We start from the raw sequence: 9745 nt of genomic DNA, 5'->3' as shown, positions 1-9745 counted from the left end.
GCGGCCCCTCGGGGTCGGCCCGGGCTCAGCCGGCGGACGTGCCGACGGCGACGCGCTCGGCCGGGAACTGCGGCATGGCGATGTCGGCCATCCGGGCGAGCACCCGCACGACCTGGCAGGAGTAGCCGAACTCGTTGTCGTACCAGACGTAGAGCACCAGCGTGCTGCCGTTGACGATGGTCGCCAGGCCGTCGACGACGCCCGCGCGGCGGGAACCCACGAAGTCCGTGGACACGATCTCGGGGGAGTCCGTGTAGTCGATCTGCTTGCGCAGGGACGAGTTCAGCGAGATGTCCTTCAGGTACTGGTTGACCGCGTCCTCGGACTCGGGGGCGTCCTCGAGCTGGAGGTTGAGGATCGCCATGGACACGTCCGGGGTGGGCACGCGGATGGCGTTGCCCGTCAGCTTCCCGGCCATCTCCGGCAGGGCCTTGGCCACGGCCTTCGCCGCGCCGGTCTCGGCGATGACCATGTTCAGGACGGCGGAGCGGCCCCGGCGGTCGCCCTTGTGCCAGTTGTCGATGAGGTTCTGGTCGTTGGTGTAGGAGTGCACCGTCTCGACGTGGCCCTGCTTGATGCCGTACTTGTCGTTGACCACCTTCACCACCGGGGTGATCGCGTTGGTGGTGCAGGACGCGGCGGACAGGATGGTGTCCTCGGGGGTGATGACGTCGTCGTTGACGCCGCACACGATGTTCTTCAGGTCGCCCTTGCCGGGCGCCGTGAGCAGGACCTTGGCCACGCCCCGGGACTGCAGGTGCTTGGACAGGCCCGCCTCGTCGCGCCAGACCCCCGTGTTGTCCACGACGATCGCGTTGTCGATGCCGTGCTCGGTGTAGTCGATCTCCGAGGGGTCGTTCGCGTAGATGAACTTGATCGCCACGCCGTTGGCGGTGATGACGTCGTTCTCCTCGTCGACGTGGATCGTCCCGTCGAACTTCCCGTGCACCGAGTCGCGGCGCAGCAGCGAGGCGCGCTTGACCAGGTCGTTGCCCGGCTTCTTGCGCACCACGACGGCGCGCAGGTTCAGGCCGGTGCCGTCGTTGCGGTTGATCAGGATGCGGGCGAGCAGGCGGCCGATCCGGCCGAACCCGTAGAGGACCACGTCCTGGGTCTCCGGGAAGTTCTGGTCCCTGCGGTCCACGACGGGGGCGAGCTCCTCGCGCAGGAACGTGTCCAGGTCCTGCTCCGAGGCCTGGGCGAGCCGGTTGAGCTTGCCGAGATCCACCGCGCAGGTGCCGAGGTTCAGCCCGGACATGGCCTCGAGCAGGCGGGTCGTGTCCTCGAGGGGCAGCTCCTCCCCGTCGATGCGCCGGGCGAAGCGGTGCGCCTTGATGATCTCCGTCACGGACTTGTGCACCAGGGAGCGGCCGTAGACCGTCGGCACGACCTTGTGCTCACGGTGCAGACGACCGACCAGGGGGACGATGAGCTCGGCGAGTGCCTCGCGGTCGGACCAGCTTTCGGGAGTGCTCAAGAATGACTCTCTTCCTCGGCCGGGGACGTCATCGTGTCCGGCCGTGACGTGCCGCGCCTCGTTGCGCGGTCGGGGGCGCACGCCGCTGCGGTCGCCGCAGGGTGCCGCCCTCCATTCTAGTGGCACGGGGGCGCCCTCCCCGGCCCTGTGACGCGCCCGGGGCGGGGCCGGCGGGCGGCCCCGGAGAGGGACTGCGCGCGGGGTGCGCGCGATCGGCGGGTGCTACCGTGAGGGCATGCTGACGGTGATCGGTGAGGCGCTCGTGGACGTGGTCTCCAGGCGCGGCCAGGAGCCCCGCGCGCACGCCGGGGGGAGCCCCATGAACGTGGCCGTGGGTCTGGCCCGGCTCGGCCACGAGGTCCAGTTCCTCGGCCGCTACGGAGGCGACGAGTACGGCACCCAGGTCGAGGCGCACCTGCGGGACAACGGCGTGCTGCTGCCCTTCGGGGCCGATGCGCGGCCCACCTCCGTGGCGGAGGCCGTCATCGGGGACGACGGCGCCGCGACCTACGACTTCCAGCTGGACTGGTCCCTCGACCTCTCGGACGAGCAGCTGGGCGAGCTGCTCCGGGAGACCTCCCTGCTGCACGTGGGATCGATCGGCGCGATGCTCGAGCCCGGCGCCTCGAAGGTCCTGCAGGCCGTGGAGCAGGCCCACCGCTCCGCCCTGATCTCCTACGACCCGAACTGCCGGCCGTCCATCATCCCCGACTCCTCGGAGGCCCGGGCCCGGGCCGAGCAGCTCGTGGCGCTCGCCGACGTCGTCAAGGCCTCGGACGAGGACCTCCTGTGGCTGTACCCCCACCGCAGCGTCGAGGAGAGCGCCGGCGCCTGGCTCACGGCCGGCGCGGAGCTCGTCGTCGTCACCCGCGGACCCTTGGGTCCGTGGGCCCGCACCCGGGCCACCGGACCGCGCGGGGTGGCCGTGCCCGCGGCCCGCACCACGGTCGTGGACACCGTCGGGGCGGGCGACTCCTTCATGGCGGCCCTGCTGGGCTGGCTCACCGACCACGGCTTCACGGGCGCGCAGGCCCGCGAGCGGATCGACAACCTCGACGCGGAGCCGGTCGGGGAGCTGCTGCGCCACGCCGCCTCGGCGGCCGGCGTCACGGTCTCGCGCGCCGGCGCCGACCTGCCCCGCAGGGACGAGCTCCCCCCGGCCTGACCCGGCCGTCCCTGCTGCCCGCCCCGCCCGACGCCGACCCGGAGGAGAGCCCGTGCCCGACCGCGACCCGCATGCAGGCCTGTCCGGGCTCCCGGGTTGCTCGCTGCGCTCCGAGGACGTCGTGGACGGGGGGCGGCTCGCCCCAGGACAGCTGCCGGGCACCATGGGCGCGGGCGGCGAGGACGTGTCCCCGCAGCCGCACCGCCATGTCGCGTGCGTGACCGCGGTGGGCGAGGAGGAGCTCGACGTCGCCGACGGCGCCGGCCCCGTCCCCGGGAACTCCCAGCGGTTCGGCTCCGGCACCGCCCGGGTCTTCCGCACGGGGATCCACGAGGCGTGGGTGGAGGCGCAGGTGACGGCACACCCGTGAGCCCGACTCCGGAGGCCCCCCGGGAGGGGACCCCGATCAAGCTGATCGCCAGCGACCTGGACGGCACCGTGCTGGGGCACGACTTCCGGTTCCGCCCGCGCACGGTCGACGCGATCAGGGCGGCCCAGGCCGCCGGCATCCACGTGGTGTTCGTGACGGGCCGGCCCATGCGCTGGCTCGACCCCCTGCGCGAGCAGCTCGGCCACGAGGGCGTGGTGATCTGCTCGAACGGGGCGGTGGTCTACGACCTCACCGCGGACGTCGTCGTGGAGTCGAGCCTGTTCCCCGCCCGGGACGCCTTCGCGATCATGGAGGAGGTGGCCGCCCACCACCCCGGCACGCTGTTCGCGGCCGAGACCCTGGACGGCGTCTACACGGACCGGGGCTGGGCGCGCACCGACCGGATGGAGACCGGTGCCCCGCTGGTGGGGGCGCTGCGGGACCGGCTGCCGGGGGACCGGGGGCTCGTGAAGTTCCTGGCCAAGCTGGATGCCGCCGATCCGCAGGAGTACTTCGGGGCCCTCACCGAGCTCGTGGCCGGGAGGCTGTCCGTGACGCACTCGGTCGCGGCCTCCCCGCTCGTCGAGATGGGGCAGAAGGGCCTCACCAAGGCCCGCACCCTGGAGCAGTACGCCGCCGAGCGGGGCATCCGGCCGCACGAGGTGATGGCCTTCGGGGACATGCCCAACGACCTCGAGATGCTGACGTGGGCGGCCCACGGCTACGCGATGGCGAGCGGTCACCCCGCCGTCGCGCGCGCCGTGGGCCGCACGGCCCCGCCGTTCGAGGAGGACGGGGTGGCCCAGGTGATCGAGGCGCTGCTGCGCAGCGGGCGACCCGGCGCGTCATGGGCGGGACAATCCGCTACCACGGGGTAACACTAGGAGGGTGACCTCTCGAGCGCACCGGCGCGACATCCCGGCAGCCCTGGCCCACCGCGGTTTCTGCCCGGAGGGGGCGGAGAACACCGTCGAGGCCTTCCGCGCGGCCCGGGACCTCGGCTACGAGTGGGTCGAGACGGACGTCAACACGACGGCGGACGGCGTGGTGCTGTCCTTCCACGACGAGACCCTGGACCGCGTCACGGCCGGCAGCGGGAAGGTCTCGGCGCTGAGCTGGGAGCAGATCCGCGCGGAGCGCGTCGCGGGTGCCGGGGGCATCCCCCGGCTCGCCGACCTGCTGACGGAGCTGCCCGGGCTGAAGTTCAACCTCGACGTCAAGGACGAGGCGTCCGTGACCGCCCTGCCGGCCCTGCTCCACGAGCTCGGGGCCGTGGAGCGGGTGCGCGTGACCTCCTTCTCCGAGAGCCGCCGGCGGCGCACGCTGCGCCGGATCCGCGAGCTCGAGGGCCGGTCGGTCCCCACGTCCTCCGGCAAGGAGGGGATGCGCCTGCTGCTCGTGTGCTCGTGGCTGGGCGGGCCCAGCTGGCGCCTCGCCCGGCGGGCGGTCGCCCGCTGGATCGAGCCGTTCGACACCGTCCAGATCCCCCGGTGCTACCGGCCGCGGGGCGGTCCGGAGGTGCGGCTCGTGACCCCCCGCTTCATCGACTTCGCGCACCGGCACGGCATCGACGTGCACGTGTGGACCGTCAACGAGACGGACGAGATGGCGGAGCTGCTCGAGCTCGGGGTGGACGGGATCGTCACCGACCGGGCCGACCGGCTCGCCTCGCTCCTGGCGCGGCGGGGGCAGTGGCCGCCCCGGTCGCGTGAGCCATGACACGGCGGCCCCGCCCGTGGCAGGGTGGAGGACATGACCGACACCGCCACGACCGGCACCGCCCAGCACGTCCTGACCGAGGTCCGCAACGGCACCGGGCACATCGTGCTCAACCGCCCCCGGCAGCTCAACGCGCTGACCGCGCAGATGTACCGCGACCTCAAGGACGCCCTCGACGCGTGGCGGGACGACGACGCCGTGCGGCACGTGCTCGTCACGTCGGCCTCGCCGAAGGCGTGGTGCGCCGGCGGTGACATCCGCGAGGTGCGCGACGCCGTCCTCGGCGGCCGGACGGAGGCCGCCACGCAGGTGTTCGCCGTCGAGTACGCCCTCGACGGCCTGATCGCGGACTACCCCAAGCCCTACGTGGCGCTGATCAACGGCATCTGCATGGGCGGCGGCATGGGCATCTCCGTGCACGGCTCCCACCGGGTGGTGGGACCCTCGACCGTCATGGCGATGCCCGAGACGAAGATCGGGTTCTTCACCGACATCGGCGCCTCCTGGTTCCTGCCGCGCGTCTCCCGGCCGGGCCGACGCGGGGAGCCGGGCCGGGCCGTGGGCCGGTGGCTCGCTCTCGGCGGGCAGCGCATCAGCGGCACGGACGCCGTCGCCCTCGGGCTGGCCGACGTCCTCGTGGCCGACGAGGACTTCGAGGCCCTCGCCGGGGCCGTGCTGGAGGAGGGCCCGGAGGACGCGTTGGCCCGCTTCGCGCGCGAGCCGGAGCCGTCGGGCGTCGTGGCCCGGTGGGAGCAGATCGAGGAGCAGTACGGCGCCCCGACCCTCGAGGAGATCGTCGCCGCCGCCCCGGAGGACCTCGCGGGGATGAGCCCGTCCTCGTTGGTGCGCACCTTCGAGCTGCTCGAGCGCGGCGCGGCCGACGACAGCGTGCGCTCCTGCCTCGAGCGGGAGCTGCGCCTCGCCGCCGACACGATCGCGCGACCCGACTTCACCGAGGGCGTGCGCGCGGTCCTCGTGGACAAGGACAACACCCCGGCCTGGGAGCACTCCTCGGTGGCGGACGTCGACGCCGCGGCCGTCCGGGCCCTGCTCGACGAGAAGCTGCCGCTGCCCCGCTGACCGGGGGACGCGGCGCGCCCGCTCCGCTCAGCGGCGCGACGGGTGCTTCCCGTTGCTGCTGACCACCACGGGCGGAGAGCCCCAGGGACCGCCGGGATCGGTGGAGTCGGTGGGGCCGGATGGGTCGGTGGGGCGGTCCACGAACCGGCGGTAGCCCAGGTGCAGCAGCACCACGAGCGCCACGGTGACCAGGCCGAACGCCGCGAGGGTGTCCTGCGAGAGGAGGCCGCGGACCACGCCGTGGAGCAGCGTCAGGAGTCCGCCGAGCAGGAGGGCGCGGCCCAGCACCGGTCGGCGCCGCTCCAGAGCCGGGCCCGCCGCCAGGAGCAGGACGGCGGCGACGAGGGCGACCACACCGACGTCCCGGTGGTGGGGCGCCGACTCCGCCGCCCACGCCTCCCGGTCGCGCTCGTACGCGGCCCGCTGCTGCTGCACCTCCGGCGCGGGCTCCCGGGACTCCTGCGCCCCCGCGACGGCCGGGGGCGGCGCAGGCTCCTCCGGGCCCGGGTGGACCGTGGCCATGCCGAGACCCACGAACAGGGCGAGCAGCGTCCCCAGCAGGAGCGTGTAGACCGTGCGCAGCACCCTGCTGCCCGTGCGGTCGTCCGTGGGGTCCTCCATGCGCTCTGCTCCGATCTTCCGGACTGTCGCGAGTCCGGCCCGTGTCTCCGGCCCGTGTCTCCGGCTCGTGCTGCCGGCCTGTTCCTCCCCGGTCCGAGCGGGTGCCCGCCCGGGAACCGGCCGTCGGCCGGGGTGCTCGCATTATGGGTCGCGACCGGGCGGGTGTCCACGTCCGTCACCTGCTCCGCAGGTCTTCCACCGGGTTCGCCGCCTGCCTACGCTGGAGTCGTCCGCGCCGGCTCGCAGGATCCCGGGGCGCGCGTGGAGCCGGAGGCGCGGCGCGCCGGGCGCCCGCCGGAGAGGCGGTGGGGGCCATGGCGGTCTTCGAGGACAGGGTCGAGGCCGGGCGGGAGCTGGGGAAGCGGCTCCGACCCCTGCGGGACCAGGACGTGGTGGTGCTGGGACTGCCCCGCGGCGGGGTTCCCGTGGCCCACGAGGTGGCCCAGATCCTCGACGCGCCGCTGGACGTCATCGTGGTGCGCAAGCTGGGGGCCCCCTCCCAGCCCGAACTGGCCATGGGCGCCATCGGGGAGGAGGGCGCCCGCGTGCTCGACGAGCGGACCCTGCAGTACTTCGGGGTGACGGACGCGCAGCTCGAGCGGATCGAGTCGCGCGAACGGGCCGTGCTCGAGGCCCGGACGGCCCGGTTCCGGGAGGGCCGGGAACGGGTCGACCTGACCGGGCGGACGGCCCTGATCGTCGACGACGGCATCGCCACCGGCTCCACGGCCAGAGTGGCCTGCCGGATCGCCCGGCAGCTGGGCGCCGCGCGCGTGGTGCTGGCCGTGCCGGTGGCCCCGCAGGAGGCCCTCGGCCGGGTGGTCGAGGCGGACGACGTGGTCTGCCTCGCCACCCCGGCGCACTTCACGGCCGTGGGCCACCACTACCGGGACTTCACGGCCACGGAGGACGACGAGGTCGTGGCCCTGCTCGACGCCGCCCGGCGCCGGCACCGGGCCGCGCTGCCCGGTCCGCCCGGGCCGCGGCGGACCGGGCACGCCCACCCCGTCGACGCGGACGTGCGCATCCCGGCCGGGGGTGCGCAGCTCGAAGCGCACCTGCACCTGCCGGACCCCGGGGCCGGGGTGGTGGTCTTCGCCCACGGCAGCGGCAGCAGCCGGCACAGCCCGCGGAACCAGTACGTGGCCTCCGTGCTGCAGCAGGCGGGCCTCGGCACCCTCCTGCTGGACCTGCTCACCCCCGATGAGGAAGCGGACCGGGCCAACGTCTTCGACATCGGCCTGCTCGCCGAGCGGCTCCTGCTGGCCACGGCGTGGCTGCGCGAGCAGCCCGGTTCCGCGGCGTCCCCGATCGGGTACTTCGGAGCGAGCACGGGGGCGGGCGCCGCACTGTGGGCCGCGGCGGAGCCCGGTGCGCCGGTCGCGGCCGTCGTCTCCCGCGGCGGCCGCCCCGACCTCGCCGGCGAGCGGCTGCGGGACGTGCGGGCACCCACGCTGCTGATCGTCGGGAGCGAGGACGTCGAGGTGCTCGGCCGCAACCGGTGGGCGCAGGAGTCGATGCGCTGCCCCACCCGCCTGGCCGTCGTGGAGGGCGCCACGCACCTCTTCGAGGAGCCCGGCACGCTCGCCGAGGCGGCGGGTCTCGCCGGGGACTGGTTCCTCCGCCACCTCCACCCGGGCGGGGAGCGCGGCGACGGGACGTCCCGGTGAACCCCCGTGGGCGCGGTCCCTCCGACGAGGCCGGGGCCCGCGCGGGGATCCGTTCCCTCGCGGGTCCGCCGGCGGGCCCCGCGGACCTCGAGCGGCTCGTCGAGCGCTGGAACACCCGGATGCGGGCCGACGAGGAGGTCGCCGATCGTGCCCGAGAGCTGTCAGGCCGACGTCGTCGCACTCCTGGCCCGGGTGGGCCGTCGCGCCACGGACCGGACGGCGGGGGTCCCGGCGTGCTCGACGCCACCCGCAACGCCACGGTGGCGGTCGAGGCCGGACGGTCCGACCGCAGCGTGGTCCGCGGCGACCGGCCGTCCTGGAACGTGCGGGACGGGCACACGGCGGAGACCGCAGCGCTGCGGCCCCTCCACCACGAGCGACCGCCCAGGGGACCGGTGCCGGACACCGGGCCGCCGGGCTGCTGAGCCGGTCCTCGCGGGGCGCCCGGGGGAGCGGCCCCGTCATCAAGGCGCACCCGAGCCCGCACGGCTGACGCGGCCGGTCGGCGGTGGCTACGCTGGAAGGGTCCAGACGGACCGCACCACGTCCTCCGGCGTCCGGGTCGACGCGCCCGGTCGCCGGCACGGCCGGGTGCCACGGGAAGGAGTCGGGTCATGGCCGGATTGATGCGCAGGGAGGGACTGGAGATGCTCGAGCCTCTCCGTCGTCTCCTCGAGGGGGACGTCGAGGCGACCTGGCCCCGGGTGGAGGAGTACCGGGACGGCAACACGGTGGTGATCCGGGCGGATCTGCCCGGGATCGACCCCGACCAGGACGTGGAGCTCACCGTGGCCGACGACGTGCTCCATCTCCGGGCCGAGCGGCGGGAGCGGACGGAGCACAAGGACAAGGGCAGCTACCGCTCCGAGTTCCGCTACGGCTCGTTCACCCGCGCGCTGCCGCTGCCGCCGGGCTGCCGGGACGAGGACATCAGCGCCTCCTACCGCGACGGCGTGCTGGAGGTCCGCGTCCCCGTCGTCGACCACGTGGACCCGCCCGCGACCCGGAAGATCCAGGTGACCCGCGGCTGACGGGCCCGTGGGCCCAGCTCGGAGGGCGGGGCCCGGTGAGTCGTCGGCACGGGACCGCGGCTCCGTTGTGACGGGAGTCACCACGTCCTATCGTGGAGGAGGGCGGGCCGGCCGGCACGCCCTCGGTCGCCGGAACGAAGGAGTTCGACCATGGTCGCAGCAGCGCAGCAACGCATACTCGTCGGGATCGACGGGTCGGACTCCTCGAAGGCTGCGCTCCGGGAGGGCGCAGAGATCGCCCGGGCCCTGGACGCCCCGCTGACCGCCGTCATGTTTTGGCAGGGACCGCCGATCTACGAGGGATGGGAGACGGTGGACCCGAACAGGCCACCGGAGGGCACCGAGGACGTGCTGCGGTCGACGGTCGCCGAGGTGTTCGGCGGGGAGGTGCCCGAGGACGTCAGCACCCAGCTGCTCCACGGACGGGCCGCGGCCCGGCTGGTCGAGGAGAGCGAGGACGCCCTGATGCTGGTCCTCGGCCGCCACGGGCACGGGGGGATGCGGCGCCCGGCCCTGGGATCCGTCTCCAACGCCTGCATCGCCCACGCCCACTGCCCGGTGCTGGTCGTCCGGCACTGACCGGACGGCGTCGACCGCCGCCGCGGGCGCCCG

Annotated in this window: 11 protein-coding genes; 9 read left to right on the top strand and 2 right to left on the bottom strand. The window is 74.4% G+C overall.

The window, feature by feature from the left end; genetic code table 11:
- Positions 1–25: 25 nt before the first annotated feature.
- The gene (locus ACH9D3_RS08450) at positions 26–1477 is read right to left on the bottom strand and encodes a glyceraldehyde-3-phosphate dehydrogenase (protein ID WP_396410586.1); all 1452 of its coding nucleotides are present in this window, start codon (positions 1475–1477) and stop codon (positions 26–28) included.
- Between the two features lie 235 nt (positions 1478–1712).
- Here ACH9D3_RS08450 and ACH9D3_RS08445 point away from each other — a divergent pair, with 235 nt between their 5' ends.
- Genes ACH9D3_RS08445 through ACH9D3_RS08425 form a run of 5 tightly spaced genes read left to right on the top strand, consistent with a single transcriptional unit; the run spans position 1713 to position 5811 of the window.
- Positions 1713–2642 carry a PfkB family carbohydrate kinase gene (locus ACH9D3_RS08445; protein ID WP_396410585.1) on the top strand — a complete coding sequence of 310 codons (930 nt, stop codon included), beginning with the start codon at positions 1713–1715 and terminating at the stop codon, positions 2640–2642.
- Between the two features lie 52 nt (positions 2643–2694).
- On the top strand, positions 2695–3012 hold the full coding sequence (locus tag ACH9D3_RS08440; RefSeq protein WP_396410584.1) for a hypothetical protein: 318 nt from the start codon (positions 2695–2697) through the stop codon (positions 3010–3012).
- On the top strand, positions 3009–3890 hold the full coding sequence (locus tag ACH9D3_RS08435) for an HAD family hydrolase (RefSeq protein ID WP_396399603.1): 882 nt from the start codon (positions 3009–3011) through the stop codon (positions 3888–3890). Before ACH9D3_RS08440 ends, ACH9D3_RS08435 begins: the two co-directional genes overlap by 4 nt.
- Before the next feature lie 10 nt (positions 3891–3900).
- Positions 3901–4731, top strand: coding sequence for a glycerophosphodiester phosphodiesterase family protein (locus tag ACH9D3_RS08430; protein WP_396410583.1), 831 nt, complete (start codon positions 3901–3903; stop codon positions 4729–4731).
- Positions 4732–4764: 33 nt separating this feature from the next.
- On the top strand, positions 4765–5811 hold the full coding sequence (locus ACH9D3_RS08425) for a 3-hydroxyisobutyryl-CoA hydrolase (protein WP_396410582.1): 1047 nt from the start codon (positions 4765–4767) through the stop codon (positions 5809–5811).
- Between the two features lie 27 nt (positions 5812–5838).
- On the opposite strand, the gene ACH9D3_RS08420 is transcribed toward ACH9D3_RS08425, so the two are convergent.
- A complete protein-coding gene (locus ACH9D3_RS08420) occupies positions 5839–6432 on the bottom strand; it encodes a hypothetical protein (RefSeq protein WP_396410581.1) in 594 nt (197 codons plus the stop codon).
- 314 nt (positions 6433–6746) lie between these two features.
- Here ACH9D3_RS08420 and ACH9D3_RS08415 point away from each other — a divergent pair, with 314 nt between their 5' ends.
- From ACH9D3_RS08415 to ACH9D3_RS08400, 4 genes are all read left to right on the top strand, one after another.
- Positions 6747–8102: a phosphoribosyltransferase family protein gene (locus tag ACH9D3_RS08415; RefSeq protein ID WP_396410580.1), complete on the top strand. Its 1356-nt coding sequence runs from the start codon at positions 6747–6749 to the stop codon at positions 8100–8102.
- On the top strand, positions 8099–8527 hold the full coding sequence (locus tag ACH9D3_RS08410) for a hypothetical protein (RefSeq protein ID WP_396410579.1): 429 nt from the start codon (positions 8099–8101) through the stop codon (positions 8525–8527). Before ACH9D3_RS08415 ends, ACH9D3_RS08410 begins: the two co-directional genes overlap by 4 nt.
- 189 nt (positions 8528–8716) lie before the next feature.
- Positions 8717–9133 carry an Hsp20 family protein gene (locus ACH9D3_RS08405; RefSeq protein WP_396410578.1) on the top strand — a complete coding sequence of 139 codons (417 nt, stop codon included), beginning with the start codon at positions 8717–8719 and terminating at the stop codon, positions 9131–9133.
- Positions 9134–9283: 150 nt separating this feature from the next.
- A complete protein-coding gene (locus ACH9D3_RS08400) occupies positions 9284–9712 on the top strand; it encodes a universal stress protein (protein WP_396410577.1) in 429 nt (142 codons plus the stop codon).
- The last annotated feature ends 33 nt before the right edge of the window (positions 9713–9745 follow it).

The organism is Kocuria kalidii (genome assembly GCF_044462225.1).
Classification (GTDB): domain Bacteria; phylum Actinomycetota; class Actinomycetes; order Actinomycetales; family Micrococcaceae; genus Kocuria; species Kocuria kalidii.
The sequence above is the reverse complement of the archived record's forward strand: the minus strand, read 5'-3'. Positions and strand labels throughout refer to the sequence as shown.

What these genes read in the sequence shown, in the direction of transcription:
- ACH9D3_RS08420 (WP_396410581.1), bottom strand. Translation starts at nt 6,432, where the DNA reads ATGGAGGACCCCACGGACGACCGCACGGGCAGCAGGGTGCTGCGCACG.
- ACH9D3_RS08415 (WP_396410580.1), top strand. Translation starts at nt 6,747, where the DNA reads ATGGCGGTCTTCGAGGACAGGGTCGAGGCCGGGCGGGAGCTGGGGAAG.
- ACH9D3_RS08445 (WP_396410585.1), top strand. Translation starts at nt 1,713, where the DNA reads ATGCTGACGGTGATCGGTGAGGCGCTCGTGGACGTGGTCTCCAGGCGC.
- ACH9D3_RS08405 (WP_396410578.1), top strand. Translation starts at nt 8,717, where the DNA reads ATGGCCGGATTGATGCGCAGGGAGGGACTGGAGATGCTCGAGCCTCTC.
- ACH9D3_RS08400 (WP_396410577.1), top strand. Translation starts at nt 9,284, where the DNA reads ATGGTCGCAGCAGCGCAGCAACGCATACTCGTCGGGATCGACGGGTCG.
- ACH9D3_RS08425 (WP_396410582.1), top strand. Translation starts at nt 4,765, where the DNA reads ATGACCGACACCGCCACGACCGGCACCGCCCAGCACGTCCTGACCGAG.